Below are 17,415 nucleotides of genomic sequence, written 5' to 3' on the forward strand. Positions count from 1 at the left end.
AGCATTCAGTTACGATCCCAGGAGGAATGAAGATGCGAAAAGGTCACGTAAACCAAATCTTATTGATTACAGATGGCTGCTCAAATCACGGGGAAGATCCACTTGCGATTGCCTCATTGGCAAAGGAACAAGGGATTACAGTCAATGTCATTGGCATTATGGAGGAAAACAGACACGATCATGAAGCAATGAAAGAAGTTGAGGGGATTGCTCTAGCAGGCGGAGGCATTCATCAAGTTGTCTACGTCCAGCAGTTATCTCAAACGGTACAAATGGTTACAAAAAAAGCGATGACACAAACCTTGCAAGGTGTTGTGAATAAAGAATTGCAGCAAATCCTTGGTAAGGACACTGAAATTGAAGAGCTTCCGCCTGATAAGCGCGGGGAAGTGATGGAAGTAGTCGATGAGTTAGGAGAGACGGTTCACCTTCAAGTACTTGTGCTTGTTGATACAAGTGCAAGTATGAAACCGAAGCTGCCGACCGTTAAAGAAGCACTCATTGACCTCTCCATTAGTTTAAATTCAAGAATTGGTGAAAATCAGTTTGGAATGTGTATATTTCCCGGGAAAAACTCAGATGCTGAAATTGTGTTGAATTGGACGCCTCGATTCGATTCACTGTCATCTATTTTCCCGAAACTGACCACGGGAGGAATTACTCCAACTGGACCAGCCCTTCGAGAAGCACTCCAACATTTCAAATCAGTTCGTTCACGTAAAGGGCTGCTTGAAGCAAAGGAAGAGCATGATGAATTCGGCTTCTAACATTCCGTTAGGCACGGTGATTCAAGGGAAATGGCATCACCATCATTACCGCATCGTAAAAGAGCTAGGAAAAGGGGCGAACGGTATTGTCTATCTAGCCGAATCGCCAAATGGTCAAGTAGCCCTTAAAGTGAGTGATGACAGTATGCTCATTGCATCTGAAGTCAATGTGTTAAAATCCTTTTCTAAGGCTCCTGTGAAAACCATGGGGCCTTCTTTTTATGATATGGATGATGCGATTTATCCCGGCATGCTTCAAAAGCGTTCCTTTTATGTGATGGAGTATGTCAGAGGCCCATTACTACTTGAATTTGTAAAACAAAAAGGTGATGAGTGGATCGTTGTTTTAATGGTTCAACTTTTATCTAACCTGGCTCATTTACATCAAGAAGGCTGGATTTTTGGTGACTTGAAGCCAGATAATCTCATCGTGTCAGGTCCCCCGGCCGCGATCCGGTGCATTGATGTAGGGGGAACGACAAAAGCAGGCAGGGCAATCAAGGAGTATACCGAGTTTTTTGATCGAGGCTATTGGGGATTCGGCACAAGAAAGGCAGAGCCATCTTATGATCTGTTTGCCTTAAGCATGGTGATGGTGAACTGTGCGTATAAGAAAGAATTCAAAAAAGGAGCAGAACCGGAAAAGCAGCTTTACAGAGCCATTGAAGGACATCCTTTATTAAAGCGTTATGAAAGGGTGTTAAAGGCTGCTCTACATGGTAAATATCAATCAGCGGCGGCTATGAAGAGTGCAATGCTGAAAGAAGGACAGTTGATCGCTTCAAGAAAAGCGAGTCAAAAGAAGCAGCAGCAAAAAAACGGGCAAAAGCCCGCTGTTCAACAAAATCAACAGGCGACTTCACGATCGAGAGTTGCAGCAGCAAAAAGAACATCAGTACGCCAAAAATCAGGCGGGCTTTTTGAAACTGTTCTTATCGTGTGCAGTGTACTTGCTCTTTACTGTGCATATGTAGTTTTGTTCCTGCTATAGACCTGTAAAAAAGCAGGCTTCATCTTTGCTTGGAGCTACTGAAAGTGATAGGATATGTATATCTTTAAATTACCTGCTCTTTGTGAGGAGGAAGTTGTGAATAGAATTGAATCATTTTTGAAAAAACATGATGTTTACCTTGAAAATACGACAGTCATTGTCGGGGTTTCTGGCGGACCAGATTCCATGCTTTTACTGCACGAACTAAACAAACGTCGAAAAGGTTCATTTCAGCTGATTGCAGCCCATGTAGATCACATGTTCAGAGGAGAAGAATCCTTTGCTGATTTGGCATTTGTTGAGGCATACTGCAAGGAGCAAGGAATTCTTTTTAAATCGGCCCGCATACAAGTTGCCCAATATGCAAAAGAAAACCACTTAAACAAACAGGCAGCTGCAAGAGAGTGCAGATATGCTTTCTTTCGTCAATTGATGGAGCAATACAACGCTCAATTTCTAGCGCTTGCACATCATGGAGACGACCAAGTAGAAACAATGATGATGAGGCTTGTGAGAGGGACAGTTGGAATAGGACTCGCAGGTATCCAAGCAAAACGTCCTTATCAAGATGGATGGCTGATTCGGCCGCTCATTGGATATTCCAAGGATGACGTGCTGACCGCTTGTGAAAAAGAACATATTCCCTATGTCATTGATCAAAGCAATCACACAGATGACTACTTGAGAAACCGGATAAGAAGACACATTCTTCCTGTGTTAAAAGAAGAGGCACCTCATGTACATGAAAGCTTTCAGTTTGTAAGTGACATGCTGACTGAAGATGAGCAATATTTGCAGGCATTAACAAAGGAACAAATGAACCAAGTGATAACGAATCAATCGCCTAAGCAAATTAAGATCAAAACGAAGCCTTTGCTTGACCTGCCTTTGCCTTTACAAAGAAGAGGCATTCAACTAATATTAAACTATCTTTATGAAAACACTCAATCAGCGTTTTCAAACCAGCATATTCTAGGGACTTTGGACTGGTTATCTCATACCGAACAACCGTCTGGATCATTAGATTTGCCAAAAGGTTTACAAGCTGTCAAGTCTTATGATTACTGTATGTTTACCTTTGAACGATCGCTTGTACTAGACCAGACTTATGCTCTTCACTTAAAGGGTGAGCTTGGAGAGAAGCTTTTCCTTCCAAATGGGCAGTCTATCGTGGTATCAAATCATGTTCCGAAGGATGCACGGAACGGAAACCATTTTTTCTTGCTTCAAAAAGATCAAGTTCGTTTCCCTTTGATCATTCGCTCACGAAAAAATGGTGATCGAATGAAACTTAAAGGGATGAATGGATCAAAAAAGGTGAAGGATATATTTATTGATAAAAAAGTGCCTCTTGCAGAAAGAGACAGCTGGCCGATCGTCACTGACTCGGATCATCAAATCATCTGGATCCCAGGTCTGAAAAAATCCGTTTTTGAAGAAATTGATATGACAAACAGCGATCTCATTGTATTACAATATAGACAGCATGAAAATTTGTAGGGGGCAAGCAAAAGCATGAAACAAGATATTGAAAAGGTTTTGATCTCAGAAGAAGAGATCCAGCAAAAAGTGAAGGAACTGGGTGCAACATTAACCAGCGATTATGATGGTAAATTTCCCCTGGCTATTGGTGTTTTGAAAGGGGCTCTTCCATTCATGGCAGACCTGATCAAACACATTGATACATATTTAGAACTTGATTTTATGGATGTATCTAGCTACGGAAAATCTACCGTATCTTCAGGAGAAGTAAAGATCATAAAAGATCTAGATACTTCTGTTGAAGGAAGAGATATTTTAATTATGGAAGATATCATCGACAGTGGGTTAACTTTGAGCTATCTGGTAGAGCTTTTCCGATACCGTAAAGCAAACTCCATAAAAATTGTGACATTGCTTGATAAACCAAGCGGTCGTAAAGCAGACATCAAAGCAGATTATGTTGGATTTGAAGTGCCAGATGCATTTGTTGTCGGCTATGGATTGGATTTCGCTGAACGTTACCGAAACCTCCCGTATATTGGAGTGTTAAAACCATCTGTTTACGAAGGCTAATCAGCATACGTATACATGAGGTTATTGGTTGTATTGGAATGATTTTCTATGATACTATTGAACATAGTTGTGCTTACTGTGGGAGGAGGTAAGGAATGAATCGGGTTTTTCGTAATACGATTTTTTATATACTTATTTTATTACTTGTGATAGGGGTAGTCAGTTGGTTAGGATCCCCTAATCAAAAGCCTGAGAACATGTCTTACAGCAAATTTTCGCAAAATCTAAGTGCGGGAAAAGTGGAGAGTATCTCCATTCAGCCTGTAAGAGGGGTTTATGAAATTCGTGGTCAATTAGATGGCGCGAAGAAAGATGAATACTTCATTACCCATGTTCCAGATGGTCAAGGTGTTGACCAGATTTACAGTGCACTAAAGAATACAGATGTAAAAGTAGAACCAGCACCTGAAACAAATGGATGGCTGCAAGTTCTGACAACCATCATTCCGTTCATCATCATCTTTATCCTGTTCTTCTTCTTACTGAACCAAGCTCAGGGCGGTGGAAGCCGTGTTATGAACTTTGGTAAGAGTAAGGCGAAGCTTTACACAGAAGAGAAGAAACGTGTGAAATTTAAAGATGTTGCCGGTGCAGATGAAGAAAAGCAAGAGCTTGTAGAAGTGGTAGAGTTCCTGAAGGACCCACGTAAATTCGCAGAGCTTGGCGCAAGAATTCCTAAAGGGGTTTTACTAGTAGGACCTCCAGGTACAGGTAAAACATTGCTTGCGAGAGCATCTGCAGGAGAAGCAGGCGTTCCTTTCTTCAGCATCAGTGGTTCTGACTTCGTCGAGATGTTCGTCGGTGTCGGTGCATCACGTGTACGTGATTTATTCGAAAATGCGAAAAAGAATGCACCATGCTTAATCTTTATTGATGAGATTGATGCAGTGGGTCGTCAGCGTGGAGCCGGTCTAGGCGGTGGTCATGACGAGCGTGAACAAACGCTTAACCAGCTTCTTGTTGAAATGGATGGTTTTAGTGCGAACGAAGGTATTATTATCATCGCTGCGACGAACCGTGCAGATATCCTAGATCCTGCATTGCTGCGTCCGGGACGTTTTGACCGTCAAATTACGGTTGACCGCCCAGATGTCATTGGCCGTGAAGAAGTGCTGAAGGTTCATGCGAAAAACAAACCGCTTGATGATACAGTGAATTTGAAAGCCATTGCAAGCAGAACACCTGGTTTCTCAGGAGCAGATCTTGAGAACTTACTAAACGAAGCAGCACTTGTTGCTGCCCGTCATAACAAAAAGAAAATTGATATGCGTGATATCGACGAAGCGACTGACCGTGTCATCGCTGGGCCGGCGAAGAAAAGCCGCGTCATTTCGAAGAAAGAACGTAATATCGTGGCTTACCATGAAGCAGGTCATACCGTCATTGGTCTTATCCTAGACGAAGCGGACATGGTGCATAAAGTAACGATCGTTCCTCGGGGTCAGGCAGGCGGATATGCGGTCATGCTTCCAAGAGAAGACCGTTATTTCCAAACGAAGCCAGAGCTTCTTGATAAAATTGTCGGCTTGCTCGGCGGTCGTGTTGCAGAGGAAATTACGTTTGGTGAAGTAAGTACAGGTGCTCACAACGATTTCCAGCGTGCAACTGGCATTGCAAGAAAAATGGTTACAGAGTTCGGTATGTCTGATAAACTTGGACCACTTCAATTCGGTCAAGCACAAGGAGGTCAAGTATTCCTTGGCCGTGACTTTAACAACGAGCCGAATTATAGTGAAGCGATCGCTTACGAAATTGACCAAGAAATTCAGCGTTTCATCAAGGACAGCTACGAACGTGCGAAACAAATTCTCACTGAGAATAAAGATAAGCTAGAAATCATCGCACAAGCTCTTCTAGAAGTTGAAACATTAGATGCTGAGCAAATTAAATCTCTTTACGAAACTGGAAAGCTTCCAGAGCGTGTATACGCAGATGACGAAGAGAAAAACGATGATGTGAAAGTGAACATCAAGAAAAAAGAAGAAGATGAGGAGATCTAATCTCCTTCTGTGAAAGCTGCCGGGATCATCGGCAGCTTTTTTTATTTCGATTCCTGAATGGATCGGTTTCGAATTGTTTACAAATGGAACTCAATTCGTGTATGGTATGATAGAAAGTCGAAAAATGCTCTTTTTGAGAAACTATTCAAAGTGGTGATGAAGTTGTTACTCGTGATAGATGTAGGGAACACAAATACCGTTTTAGGTGTTTATCATAATGGCGATCTAAACTACCATTGGCGAATTGAAACAAGCCGTCATAAAACAGAAGATGAATTTGGTATGGCCATCAGGTCTTTATTTGATTATGTCGGGCTGATGTTTGACCAAATAGAAGGAATTATCATCTCGTCTGTTGTCCCGCCAATGATGTTTGCATTAGAAAGAATGTGCGAGAAGTACTTTCACATAACTCCCCAAATTGTAGGGCCTGGAATGAAGACTGGATTAAACATTATGTGTGACAATCCAAAGGAAGTCGGGGCTGATCGAATTGTGAATGCAGTAGCGGCGATTCATCTATATGGGGCACCTCTCATTGTCGTAGACTTTGGCACAGCGACAACCTACTGCTATATCAATGAACAAAAACAATACATGGGTGGGGCAATAGCACCTGGTATTACCATCTCAACAGAGGCTTTATATACAAGAGCGGCGAAACTGCCGAGAATTGAAATTGTCCGTCCAGATCACATTGTTGGAAAAAACACCATCAGTGCGATGCAATCCGGCATCCTTTATGGATATGTTGGGCAAGTCGAGGGAATAGTGAAACGGATGAAGCAGCAAGCGAAACAAACACCGAAAGTCATTGCAACAGGCGGTTTGTCAACATTGATTGGAAATGAATCAGACTGCATTGATATTGTCGATCCGTTCTTAACATTAAAAGGACTTCAACTCATTTATGAACGTAATCGTGTCGGTGTACTATAGGAGGTTTAAAATCGAATGGACTACTTAGTTAAAGCGTTAGCATATGACGGAAAAGTCCGAGCATATGCTGCAAACACAACAGATACAATCAACGAAGCACAAAGAAGACACCATACATGGCCAACAGCATCAGCAGCGATTGGCAGAACAATGACAGCTACAGTCATGATGGGTGCTATGCTGAAAGGTGAAAATAAGCTAACGGTCAAAATTGAAGGCGGTGGACCAATCGGTGCCATCATTGCTGATGGAAACGCAAAGGGCCAGGTGCGCGGATATGTCTCAAACCCACAAGTCCATTTTGACTTAAATGAACATGGCAAGCTGGATGTTAGACGTGCAGTCGGGACATCTGGAACGTTAAGTGTTGTTAAAGATATCGGGCTGAAAGATCACTTTACAGGACAAACGGAGATCGTTTCAGGTGAAATTGGAGATGACTTCACTTATTACCTTGTCTCTTCTGAGCAAGTGCCTTCCTCTGTAGGTGTAGGGGTTTTGGTCAATCCAGATAACTCGATCCTTGCAGCAGGCGGTTTCATCATTCAATTGCTGCCTGGAACAGAAGATGCTGTCATTGAAAGATTAGAAAAGCGGCTCTCAACCATTGAACCCATTTCTAAACTCATTGAAAAAGGGATGACACCAGAAGAAATCTTAGAAGAAGTACTCGGAGAAAAACCTCAAATTTTAGAAACTGTACCTGTCGAATTCTCTTGTAACTGCTCAAAAGAACGTTTTTCTAATGGCATTATCAGCCTAGGAAAAGCCGAAATTGAAGACATGATTGAACAAGACGGACAAGCAGAAGCTCAATGCCATTTTTGTAACGAAACGTATGTATTTACAAAAGAAGAGCTAGAAGAGCTACGTGAAGAAATAACCCGCTAAGCTCTAAGCAGCGGGTTTTCTTTTTAGAATGGAAAGGAGACGAAAGATGAGACTGAAAGCAAGAGTGGTATGGACATTTATTCTCGTGTTGCTTATGATCAATGCCGTTGTCATTGCATATGTATTAACAAAGTCGCAAATGTCACAGGCTTCTTCAAACGGGAAGAGCGGTGAAGAAATTGCGTCGATTGGAAAAGAGAAGGTGACACGTCAAGAATGGTTAAAGAAGATGGAAGACCGCTATGGAAAGGCAACACTTGAGCAAATGATTAATCAGAAGGTGGTCGATCAGCTTGCGAAAGAAAACAAGCTTGAGGTGTCCTCAAAAGAAATCAATCGTGAATTGTTAATGCTTAAAGCGGTATCAAATAATTTCTACGAAGATGGACATACGAGTGAAAAGGACTGGACAGAACAGATTCGTTATCAAATATTATTAGAGCAGCTTTTAACGAGAGATGCTGTCGTTTCTGAAAAAGAAGCGAAATCCTTTTATGAAAAAAACAAGGACTTATATCAATATGATGATTCATACCGTATTCGTCATATCGTCGTGAAGACAAAGGGCGAAGCTGAAAATGTATTGAAGGATCTAAAAGGCGGATCTAGCTTCGAAGCGGTGGCAGCTGAACGCTCCATTGACCGCTACACCTCTCCATATGGCGGAGATCTTGGGTTTGTGACAGAAGAACAAGAAAGTATCCCAGCCCTGTACATACAGGAAGCTCAAAAGCTTCAGCCAGATCAATGGACTAAAGAACCGATCGAGACCAAAAACGGGTATGCCATTATTCAATTGAAAGAAAAATTAGATGGCCGCTCCTTCTCGTATGAAGAAGTCAAAAATCAGATCAAAAGGCAGATTGCCATGGAAGATCTAGGTGAAAAGGCGAATGTTAAAACCCTGTGGAAAGAAGCAAAAGTCACATGGTTTTACGATGGCGAGCAGGACTAAAAGCATTGACAAAATTTTTCGAAATTGATAATTTAATATTAATACAATAAAATTACTCGGAGATAGAGGTGTTAGTGATGGCTCGTATTGCAAATTCAGTTTTTGAACTAATAGGAAATACACCAGTCGTTAAATTAAACCGTTTAGTAGATGAAGACAGTGCGGATGTCTACTTGAAACTTGAATATATGAACCCGGGCAGCAGTGTAAAAGATCGTATTGCGTTAGCGATGATCGAAGATGCTGAAGCGAAAGGTACTTTAAAAGCCGGCGACACGCTCATCGAACCAACAAGCGGAAACACAGGGATCGGTCTTGCAATGGTAGCGGCAGCTAAAGGAATTAACGCAATTCTAGTGATGCCAGACACAATGAGTCAGGAGCGCCGCAACCTTTTACGCGCTTATGGTGCAGAGCTTGTATTAACACCAGGTGCAGAAGGAATGAAAGGTGCCATCAAAAAGGCAGAAGAATTGGCAGAAGAGCACGGTTACTTCATGCCTCAGCAATTTAACAACGAAGCCAATGCGGAGATTCACCGTCGTACTACAGGAAAAGAAATTCTTGAACAGTTCGACGGCGAGCTTGATGCATTTATTGCAGGTGTTGGTACGGGCGGCACAATTACGGGTGCTGGTGAAGTCCTCAAAGAAGCCATCCCGTCGATTCAGCTTTATGCGGTAGAGCCGACAGATTCTCCTGTATTATCAGGCGGAAAGCCAGGCCCGCATAAAATCCAAGGGATTGGAGCAGGTTTTATCCCTTCCATCTTGAACACGGAAGTATATGACGGCATTATCCAAGTGAAAAACGAAGATGCATTTGAGCTTGCAAGAAAAGCAGCGAAGGAGGAAGGAATCCTTGGCGGTATTTCTTCAGGAGCAGCTATTTACGCAGCACTTCAAACAGCGAAGAAGCTTGGTAAAGGGAAAAAGGTTCTCGCAATCATCCCAAGTAATGGGGAGCGTTACCTCAGCACACCTCTTTATCAATTCGATTAAACCAATTACCCCAGCATTTGCTGGGGTTTTTTTATGAAATCTGTAGATGGAAAGCAAATACTATTTTCTAAATAAATTGGATTGCATTACAATAAGATTAATGAAAATGAAAAAGGATGATAACATGACACAACGCAGGCCGATGGGCATCAAAATTCCTTTTACGAAAGATGCATTCTTGAAAAGATACGAACAATTAACTGCTGGCGAAACACACCACGTTCTGCTTGAAAGTGCTCGCGGCGGTTCATACAGCATTGCTGGCATTCACCCAATCGCTAAAGCGAAGGGAAAAGACGGGATGACAACCATCCATTATCAAGATGAGGTGCTGTTCAAAGAAGGCGATCCATTTAGAGCGTTTACGGATTGGTTCCAAACCCTTCGAACCGAAACGAATGAGGAATACCCTGATTTTCAAGGTGGGGCGATTGGATTTTTAAGCTATGATTATGCTAGATATATCGAGCATTTTAAGATGCTGTCCATTGATGACCTGAAAACACCTGACCTTTATTTTCTCGTGTTTAATGATGTTGCGGTCTTTGATCATGAAGAAAACGTGCTGTGGCTGATCACTCACACAGAGGGAGCGGAATCTGTGAGTGACATTCATCAAAGACTCGAAGATTTGAAGCAAAAGTGGACAAGCTCTGCAAAAGAATCAGCACAATCACCTGTTTATGAACCTTCTGCAGAATGTGTACCAGCAGCACCTTTTACGGAAGAAACCTTTGGAGAAGCAGTAGAGAAGATTAAGCAATATATCGCAAGCGGTGATGTGTTCCAAGTGAATTTATCCATCAGACAAGATGAACAGCTCCACACCCACCCTTATGATTTATACAAAACGTTACGTCAAGTCAATCCATCTCCTTATATGTCTTATCTGCACACGCCTGATTTCCAAATTGTTTGTGGATCTCCAGAGCTGCTGATTAAGAAAAAGGGGACTCAATTAGAAACAAGACCGATTGCGGGTACAAGATCAAGAGGCAAAGACGATGCTGAGGATCAAGCGCTGGCAAAAGAGCTCATTGAAAATGAAAAAGAACGCGCGGAGCATGTGATGCTCGTGGATCTTGAGCGGAATGACCTTGGACGCGTGTCCACTTATGGCTCAGTAAGAGTGAACGAATTTATGGCGATTGAGAAATATTCACACGTGATGCACATTGTATCCAACGTACAAGGGGAACTGCGTGATGATTGTGATGCAGTAGATGTCATGAGAGCTGTATTCCCAGGCGGCACAATTACAGGTGCTCCAAAGGTGAGAACAATGGAAATCATAGAAGAGCTTGAGCCGACAAGGCGTGGGCTTTATACTGGATCTATAGGCTGGTTTGGATTCAATCAAGATATGCACTTTAACATCGTCATTCGTACGGCGTACTGCACTGAAGGCAAAGCCTTTATGCAATCGGGTGCTGGGATCGTCATCGATTCTGTACCAAAGCACGAATACAAAGAATCGATTAAAAAAGCCTATGCAGTAAAAAAAGCATTACAGTTGAGCAAAGAAGAGACTATTTTGAGTTAGAGGTGAGTAGAGCATGATATTAATGATTGATAATTATGATTCATTTACGTACAACCTGGTCCAGTATTTAGGTGAGCTTGGAGAAGAATTGATTGTGAAACGGAATGATCAAGTAACCATTCAAGAAATCGAAGAACTCAAGCCAGATTTTCTCATGATTTCTCCAGGGCCATGCAGTCCTGATGAAGCGGGAATTAGTATGGAGGCAATCAAGCACTTTGCGGGAAGTATTCCAATCTTCGGTGTGTGCCTGGGGCATCAATCCATTGCGCAAGTCTTTGGAGGGGATGTCGTTCGTGCTGAACGCTTAATGCATGGTAAAACGTCAGAGATTGCTCATGACGGAAAAGGTGTCTTCACTGGACTCCAAAATCCGCTCGTCGCAACGAGATATCATTCGTTAATTGTCAAAAATGAAACGCTGCCGGAGTGCTTTGACGCAACAGCTAGTACAAAGGAAGGCGAGCTCATGGCCATTCGCCATAAAGAGCTACCAATTGAAAGTGTACAGTTTCATCCTGAATCGATTATGACGTCCTTCGGAAAAGAAATGCTGAAAAATTTCATTGAAACCTATCGTAAAAAGGGGCATGAAGTAAACGCATGATCATTTATCTGAACGGTCAGTATATAGAGGAGAAAGACGCGACTCTTTCTCCTTTTGATCATGGTTTTCTATATGGCATCGGTGTATTCGAAACATTTACCAGCCTGGCAGGACAAGTCTTTCTGTTAGATTGGCACCTTGAAAGGCTCAATCAATCATTGCGTGACCTTTGCATCGAATCCACAATAGAGAAACCATTTGTACTCGACATCATTCGTACCTTACTGAATAAAAACGAAATAGCCGGTGCTCATGCGAGAATTCGCTTCAATGTTTCTGCAGGCAGAGGCAATGGATTTTCTGCAGATCCTTATGAAGAGCCTGTCGTGTTTGTCATGATCTCTCCATTCCGGCCCGAATCTATTTTAGATGAGAAGCAGGGGGTCATTCTTCAAACGAGGAGAAATACGCCGGAAGGTCCAAGGCGCCTCAAGTCTCATCATTATATGAACAACCTGCTGGCTAAAAGAGAAGTGGGAAATGATCCGTCGTTAGAAGGCATCTTTTTAACAAAAGAAAATGATGTGGCAGAAGGCATTACCTCCAATGTATTTTGGCGAAAAGGCGATGTGATTTATACACCGTCACTTGATACAGGCATTTTAAATGGGGTCACTCGTCGATATTGTATCGAAACACTCCAAGCGATGGAGGCGTCGCTAAAAGTAGGGCGATACCCGGTCTCCCATTTGCTATCAGCTGATGAGGCATGGATGACCAATTCTGTTCAAGGGATTGTGCCTTTCAGAAGTATAGGGGAAATCTCCTTTTCCCAAAACAGCCGGATCATCTCAATGAAATTGAGAACACAATATAAAAAAGAACGTCTAGAACATAAAGAGTAGGTGGACACAATGACACAACAAGTGATAAAACAGCCTAAAATCATACAAGCCAAGCACCACACCCTTAGTTATGAAGAAAAGACATTGGTCATGGGCATTTTAAATGTCACACCTGACTCTTTTTCAGATGGAGGAAAGTTTAATCAAGTGGATAAAGCGCTGGCTCATGCAGCGCAGCTGATAGAGGACGGGGCACATATCATTGATATAGGCGGAGAATCGACTCGTCCGGGAGCGGCATTTGTCTCAGAACAAGAGGAGCTTTCAAGAGTCATTCCCGTCATTGAAAAGATCACAAAAGAATTGGATGTACCGATTTCCATTGATACGTATAAAGCCCATGTGGCAGATGAAGCAGTGAAAGCCGGAGCTTCCATCATCAATGATGTATGGGGAGCGAAGGCAGATCCTCAAATGGCGCATGTGGCAGCGAAGCACAATGTGCCGATTATTTTAATGCACAATCGGCCAGAGCGAAACTATACACATCTAATTTCAGATATGATCGCAGATTTGAAAGAAAGTGTTCAAATTGCGAAACAAGCGGGTGTCCGTGATGACATGATCATATTAGACCCAGGTATAGGGTTTGCGAAAAATAAAGAGGACAACCTGATAGTGATGAATGAGCTCGAACATTTTTGTCACCTTGGGTATCCACTGCTCTTAGCTACATCTCGAAAACGATTCATCGGAGCTGTCTTAGACCTGCCACCGGAAGAACGTACTGAAGGAACGGGGGCTACGGTCTGCCTTGGGATTCAAAAAGGCAGTGCGATGGTTCGTGTACATGATGTAAAAGAAATCGCAAGAATGGCAAAAATGATGGATGCCATGTTGAATAAGGGAGGCGCTTATCATCGATAAAGTATATGTAAATGGAATGGAATTTTACGGCTACCATGGCGTATTTGCAGAAGAAAATAAATTAGGACAGCGGTTCCGTGTGGATTTAACAGCTTCACTTGATTTAAGTAAAGCCGGACAAACGGATGACCTCAATGAGACGATCAATTATGCAGAGCTCTACCATATCTGCAAAAGCATTGTAGAGGGTGAATCAGTCAACCTCGTTGAAACACTGACAGAAAGAATTGCGAGCCAAGTGTTAAAGGACTTCCCGACAGTTCAGGAATGTACAGTGAAGGTGATCAAACCAGATCCGCCAATTCCAGGACACTATCAGTCCGTTGCCATTGAAATGACGAGATCGCGCGCATGAACAATACCGCATACATCGCTTTAGGTTCGAACATAGGGAAAAAGGAAACCTATTTAAAAGAAGCCGTCAAAAAACTGCACGAACATCCAGAGGTTCAAGTAGAATCAATCTCATCTATATATGAAACAACACCTGTAGGTTACGAAAACCAAGATGACTTTTTAAATATGGCTGTGAAAATTTCCACCTCGCTTCGCCCAGATGAACTACTGACACTTACTCAGAAAATCGAGCAAGAGTTAGGCAGAACAAGAGAAGTGAGATGGGGACCGCGAACGGCTGATCTTGACATTTTACTTTATAATCGTGAAAATATTGAAACAGAACAGCTTGTAGTGCCACATCCTAGAATGTACGAACGTTTATTCGTTCTCGTTCCGATGAGTGAGATTTGCCCAGAAATCGGCGAAGTACAAATAAATGCCGTAACAGACCAAGAAGGTGTAAGCATATGGAAAAAGATATGTGGGGTAGAAGAATTCGTGCATACCGAAAGCTAAAAGGGTATACTCAGGAAGGGTTCGCGAAAAGACTGGGCATCTCTGTCTCTGTCTTAGGAGAAATTGAGCGAGGCAATCGATTACCAACAAACCAATTGGTTGATCAAATAGCAGATGCTTTAAATATAACGGTGGAAGAACTTTCACCAATTCTTGAAGAAGGAAGGAGGGGAAATGATGTTTAAAATCGGAGATATCGACATTAAAAACAAAGTGGTGCTCGCACCTATGGCTGGTGTGTGCAACTCTGCCTTCAGACTGACAGTGAAAGAGTTTGGAGCAGGTTTAGTCTGCGCTGAAATGATCAGTGACAAGGCGATCCTGATCAACAATGCAAGAACAATGGGTATGCTATACATTGATGAACGGGAAAAGCCTTTGAGCCTTCAGATATTTGGAGGTGAAAAAGACACTCTCGTTGAAGCAGCAAAGTTTGTAGACCAGAATACCACAGCGGACATTATCGATATCAACATGGGCTGTCCTGTACCGAAGATTACGAAATGTGATGCAGGAGCGAAATGGCTGCTTGATCCAAACAAGATTTATGAAATGGTCTCTGCTGTTGTAGATGCTGTAGATAAACCTGTTACGGTGAAAATGAGAATGGGCTGGGACGAAGATCATATCTTCGCTATCGACAATGCCCGTGCTGTTGAACGAGCAGGTGGACAAGCGGTTGCGCTTCACGGGCGGACACGTGTGCAGATGTACGAAGGAACAGCGAATTGGGATATTATAAAAGAGGTCAAACAATCTGTTTCCATTCCTGTCATCGGCAATGGAGATGTTAAAACCCCTCAAGATGCAAAACGTATGCTTGATGAAACGGGTGTAGATGCTGTCATGATCGGAAGAGCCGCACTAGGAAACCCGTGGATGATCTATCGAACGGTTCATTATTTAGAAACGGGTGAACTGAAAGAAGAGCCAAATGTACGTGAGAAGATGTCAGTGTGCAAGCTTCACTTAGACAGACTCATTGATCTAAAAGGCGAGCATGTGGCTGTCAGAGAAATGAGAAAGCACGCAGCATGGTACTTAAAAGGTGTCCGAGGCAATGCGGACGTGAGAAATCAAATCAATCAAAGTGAAACGAGAGCGGAGCTTGTACAAGTTCTTGATGACTTTACGATCGAAGCCGAGGCAAAAGAGCTTCAAAGTATAAAAGTAGGATAAGACTATCTTTCTTTTTGTAGCTCACTGCTAGTGCATGTACTGGCAGTTTTTCTGCTTTTCTCTGCAAAATACATTATTGGAGTGATATAAATGAGTAATGAAGGGCTTAACAACGAAGAATTAAATGACCAATTTCAGGTCAGACGTGACAAAATGAATAAAATGAGAGAAGAGGGTATCGATCCATTCGGTGAACGATATGACCGTTCTCATCAATCTGCACAAATTATTGCAGAATACGATGAGTTTTCTAAAGAAGACTTAGAAGAAAAGTCTGCCCAAGTGACAATCGCTGGACGTATGATGACAAAGCGTGGAAAAGGGAAAGCTGGCTTTGCGCATATACAAGACTTAGAAGGACAAATTCAAATCTACGTTCGTAAAGATAGTGTAGGAGAAGAAGCTTACGAATTATTCAAAAGCTCAGACCTAGGCGATATTATCGGTGTAACAGGAGCGGTATTTAAAACGAATGTAGGAGAACTTTCTATTAAAGCGACTAGCTTTGAGGTTCTCACAAAAGCACTTCGCCCGCTTCCTGATAAATATCATGGACTTAAAGATGTTGAACAACGTTATCGTCAGCGTTACCTTGACCTGATTGTAAATCCAGAAAGCAAGCAGACGTTCATCATGCGAAGCAAGATCATTCAATCTATGAGAAGATACTTAGATTCTAAAGGATACCTAGAAGTTGAAACACCAACTATGCACAGCATCCCTGGTGGTGCATCAGCACGTCCTTTCATTACTCATCATAATGCACTGGATATGCCGCTCTATATGCGTATTGCGATTGAATTGCACTTAAAACGCCTCATTGTCGGTGGCCTAGAGAAAGTATACGAGATTGGCCGTGTATTCCGTAACGAAGGTGTATCAACTCGTCATAACCCAGAATTCACTATGATCGAGCTGTACGAAGCTTACGCAGATTACAAAGACATCATGAACCTAACTGAAAACCTGATTGCTCATATTGCCGAAGAGGTACTAGGGACAACCACGATTCAATATGGAGAAGATGAAATTGATCTCAAGCCTGAATGGAAAAGACTCCATATGGTTGAAGCGGTCAAAGAAGCAACTGGTGTAGACTTCTGGCAGGAGATGTCTATAGAAGAAGCGAAACAGCATGCAGCTGATCACGGAATTGAAATTACGAAAAACATGACAGTAGGTCATATCATCAATGAGTTCTTCGAGCAAAAAGTTGAGGAAACATTGGTGCAGCCTACCTTTATTTACGGACACCCAGTGGAGATTTCTCCATTAGCTAAGAAAAATCCTGAAGATCCTCGCTTCACTGATCGCTTTGAGCTATTTATCGTACGCCGTGAACATGCTAATGCATTCACAGAGCTAAACGATCCAATCGATCAAAGAGAACGATTCGAAGCTCAATTAAAAGAACGTGAAGAAGGAAATGACGAAGCGCATCTAATGGATGACGATTTTGTTGAAGCATTAGAATATGGTATGCCTCCAACAGGCGGACTAGGAATCGGTATCGACCGGTTAATCATGCTATTAACAAATTCTCCATCAATCAGAGATGTACTGCTTTTCCCACAAATGAGAAACCGCTAATACATCAATTAATGCGCCATTTTAACTATGGCGCTTTTTATTTTTCATAAAATGAAACTTTTTTTAAAAAAACTATTGCAAGGAAAGAATCAAGGTGGTATATTATTATTCGTTGCCGCAAAACAGCAACGAGGTTAAAAAAAGAAATTGAAAAAACTTCTTGACTTTAACCAATACGAAATGTTAAGATATTAAAGTCGCTTACGAGCGATAACGAAAATGATCTTTGAAAACTAAACAAGACAAAACGTACCTGTTAATTCGAGTTTTTATAAAAAATCCTATGTTATATCATAGGTAGTCAGTCAAACACTGACGAAAAACAAAACT

18 protein-coding genes are annotated in these 17,415 nt (G+C 42.1%); all 18 read left to right on the forward strand.

Going from position 1 to position 17,415, the window contains the following annotated elements; genetic code table 11:
* Nucleotides 1-32 precede the first annotated feature (32 nt).
* The 18 genes from MHH54_RS00405 to lysS all read left to right on the forward strand — a co-directional run bounded on the left by MHH54_RS00405 (nt 33) and on the right by lysS (nt 17,085).
* Entirely contained in the window at nt 33-767 is a 735-nt protein-coding gene (locus tag MHH54_RS00405) for a VWA domain-containing protein (RefSeq protein WP_003217969.1), read from the forward strand.
* Nucleotides 751-1,758 carry a serine/threonine protein kinase gene (locus tag MHH54_RS00410; protein ID WP_106030290.1) on the forward strand — a complete coding sequence of 336 codons (1,008 nt, stop codon included), beginning with the start codon at nt 751-753 and terminating at the stop codon, nt 1,756-1,758. Before MHH54_RS00405 ends, MHH54_RS00410 begins: the two co-directional genes overlap by 17 nt.
* Nucleotides 1,759-1,854: 96 nt before the next feature.
* Nucleotides 1,855-3,258, forward strand: coding sequence for a tRNA lysidine(34) synthetase TilS (gene tilS, locus MHH54_RS00415; protein ID WP_034620894.1), 1,404 nt, complete (start codon nt 1,855-1,857; stop codon nt 3,256-3,258).
* A gap of 15 nt (nt 3,259-3,273) precedes the next feature.
* Nucleotides 3,274-3,813: a hypoxanthine phosphoribosyltransferase gene (gene hpt, locus MHH54_RS00420; protein WP_003217950.1), complete on the forward strand. Its 540-nt coding sequence runs from the start codon at nt 3,274-3,276 to the stop codon at nt 3,811-3,813.
* 95 nt (nt 3,814-3,908) lie between these two features.
* Complete coding sequence (ftsH, locus tag MHH54_RS00425; protein WP_034620893.1) at nt 3,909-5,813, forward strand: ATP-dependent zinc metalloprotease FtsH; 1,905 nt, start codon at nt 3,909-3,911, stop codon at nt 5,811-5,813.
* A gap of 162 nt (nt 5,814-5,975) precedes the next feature.
* Entirely contained in the window at nt 5,976-6,752 is a 777-nt protein-coding gene (locus tag MHH54_RS00430) for a type III pantothenate kinase (RefSeq protein WP_008341820.1), read from the forward strand.
* Between the two features lie 15 nt (nt 6,753-6,767).
* On the forward strand, nt 6,768-7,643 hold the full coding sequence (hslO, locus tag MHH54_RS00435; protein ID WP_003217983.1) for an Hsp33 family molecular chaperone HslO: 876 nt from the start codon (nt 6,768-6,770) through the stop codon (nt 7,641-7,643).
* A 52-nt stretch (nt 7,644-7,695) separates the two neighbouring features.
* Nucleotides 7,696-8,598, forward strand: coding sequence for a peptidyl-prolyl cis-trans isomerase (locus tag MHH54_RS00440; RefSeq protein WP_223251241.1), 903 nt, complete (start codon nt 7,696-7,698; stop codon nt 8,596-8,598).
* A 77-nt stretch (nt 8,599-8,675) separates the two neighbouring features.
* Nucleotides 8,676-9,599, forward strand: a complete 924-nt coding sequence (cysK, locus tag MHH54_RS00445) for a cysteine synthase A (RefSeq protein ID WP_003217917.1) — start codon at nt 8,676-8,678, stop codon at nt 9,597-9,599.
* A gap of 124 nt (nt 9,600-9,723) precedes the next feature.
* A complete protein-coding gene (locus MHH54_RS00450) occupies nt 9,724-11,142 on the forward strand; it encodes an anthranilate synthase component I family protein (RefSeq protein WP_003217936.1) in 1,419 nt (472 codons plus the stop codon).
* Between the two features lie 13 nt (nt 11,143-11,155).
* Nucleotides 11,156-11,749, forward strand: a complete 594-nt coding sequence (gene pabA / locus MHH54_RS00455; RefSeq protein WP_003217897.1) for an aminodeoxychorismate/anthranilate synthase component II — start codon at nt 11,156-11,158, stop codon at nt 11,747-11,749.
* Nucleotides 11,746-12,594, forward strand: a complete 849-nt coding sequence (gene pabC / locus MHH54_RS00460) for an aminodeoxychorismate lyase (protein WP_003217905.1) — start codon at nt 11,746-11,748, stop codon at nt 12,592-12,594. The genes pabA and pabC overlap by 4 nt, the downstream gene beginning before the upstream one ends.
* Before the next feature lie 9 nt (nt 12,595-12,603).
* Nucleotides 12,604-13,461 (forward strand): dihydropteroate synthase, encoded by an 858-nt coding sequence (gene folP / locus MHH54_RS00465; RefSeq protein ID WP_106036312.1) that lies wholly within the window; start codon nt 12,604-12,606, stop codon nt 13,459-13,461.
* The gene (gene folB, locus MHH54_RS00470; protein ID WP_034620891.1) at nt 13,454-13,816 is read left to right on the forward strand and encodes a dihydroneopterin aldolase; all 363 of its coding nucleotides are present in this window, start codon (nt 13,454-13,456) and stop codon (nt 13,814-13,816) included. The genes folP and folB overlap by 8 nt, the downstream gene beginning before the upstream one ends.
* A complete protein-coding gene (gene folK / locus MHH54_RS00475) occupies nt 13,813-14,316 on the forward strand; it encodes a 2-amino-4-hydroxy-6-hydroxymethyldihydropteridine diphosphokinase (RefSeq protein ID WP_003217988.1) in 504 nt (167 codons plus the stop codon). The genes folB and folK overlap by 4 nt, the downstream gene beginning before the upstream one ends.
* Nucleotides 14,268-14,501, forward strand: a complete 234-nt coding sequence (locus MHH54_RS00480; protein WP_003217963.1) for a helix-turn-helix transcriptional regulator — start codon at nt 14,268-14,270, stop codon at nt 14,499-14,501. Before folK ends, MHH54_RS00480 begins: the two co-directional genes overlap by 49 nt.
* Nucleotides 14,494-15,495 carry a tRNA dihydrouridine synthase DusB gene (gene dusB, locus MHH54_RS00485; protein ID WP_003217922.1) on the forward strand — a complete coding sequence of 334 codons (1,002 nt, stop codon included), beginning with the start codon at nt 14,494-14,496 and terminating at the stop codon, nt 15,493-15,495. Before MHH54_RS00480 ends, dusB begins: the two co-directional genes overlap by 8 nt.
* A gap of 90 nt (nt 15,496-15,585) precedes the next feature.
* Nucleotides 15,586-17,085: a lysine--tRNA ligase gene (gene lysS / locus MHH54_RS00490; RefSeq protein ID WP_003217915.1), complete on the forward strand. Its 1,500-nt coding sequence runs from the start codon at nt 15,586-15,588 to the stop codon at nt 17,083-17,085.
* Nucleotides 17,086-17,415: the final 330 nt, after the last annotated feature.

This window comes from Bacillus sp. FSL K6-4563 (genome assembly GCF_038630405.1).
Lineage (GTDB): Bacteria > Bacillota > Bacilli > Bacillales > Bacillaceae > Bacillus > Bacillus pumilus.

Bases quoted from the DNA above. Each gene is read 5' to 3' on its own strand.
- MHH54_RS00405 (WP_003217969.1), top strand. From the start codon at position 33: ATGCGAAAAGGTCACGTAAACCAAATCTTATTGATTACAGATGGCTGC.
- MHH54_RS00410 (WP_106030290.1), top strand. From the start codon at position 751: ATGAATTCGGCTTCTAACATTCCGTTAGGCACGGTGATTCAAGGGAAA.
- hpt (WP_003217950.1), top strand. From the start codon at position 3,274: ATGAAACAAGATATTGAAAAGGTTTTGATCTCAGAAGAAGAGATCCAG.
- ftsH (WP_034620893.1), top strand. From the start codon at position 3,909: ATGAATCGGGTTTTTCGTAATACGATTTTTTATATACTTATTTTATTA.
- hslO (WP_003217983.1), top strand. From the start codon at position 6,768: ATGGACTACTTAGTTAAAGCGTTAGCATATGACGGAAAAGTCCGAGCA.
- cysK (WP_003217917.1), top strand. From the start codon at position 8,676: ATGGCTCGTATTGCAAATTCAGTTTTTGAACTAATAGGAAATACACCA.
- MHH54_RS00450 (WP_003217936.1), top strand. From the start codon at position 9,724: ATGACACAACGCAGGCCGATGGGCATCAAAATTCCTTTTACGAAAGAT.
- pabA (WP_003217897.1), top strand. From the start codon at position 11,156: ATGATATTAATGATTGATAATTATGATTCATTTACGTACAACCTGGTC.
- pabC (WP_003217905.1), top strand. From the start codon at position 11,746: ATGATCATTTATCTGAACGGTCAGTATATAGAGGAGAAAGACGCGACT.
- folP (WP_106036312.1), top strand. From the start codon at position 12,604: ATGACACAACAAGTGATAAAACAGCCTAAAATCATACAAGCCAAGCAC.
- folK (WP_003217988.1), top strand. From the start codon at position 13,813: ATGAACAATACCGCATACATCGCTTTAGGTTCGAACATAGGGAAAAAG.
- MHH54_RS00480 (WP_003217963.1), top strand. From the start codon at position 14,268: ATGGAAAAAGATATGTGGGGTAGAAGAATTCGTGCATACCGAAAGCTA.
- dusB (WP_003217922.1), top strand. From the start codon at position 14,494: ATGTTTAAAATCGGAGATATCGACATTAAAAACAAAGTGGTGCTCGCA.
- lysS (WP_003217915.1), top strand. From the start codon at position 15,586: ATGAGTAATGAAGGGCTTAACAACGAAGAATTAAATGACCAATTTCAG.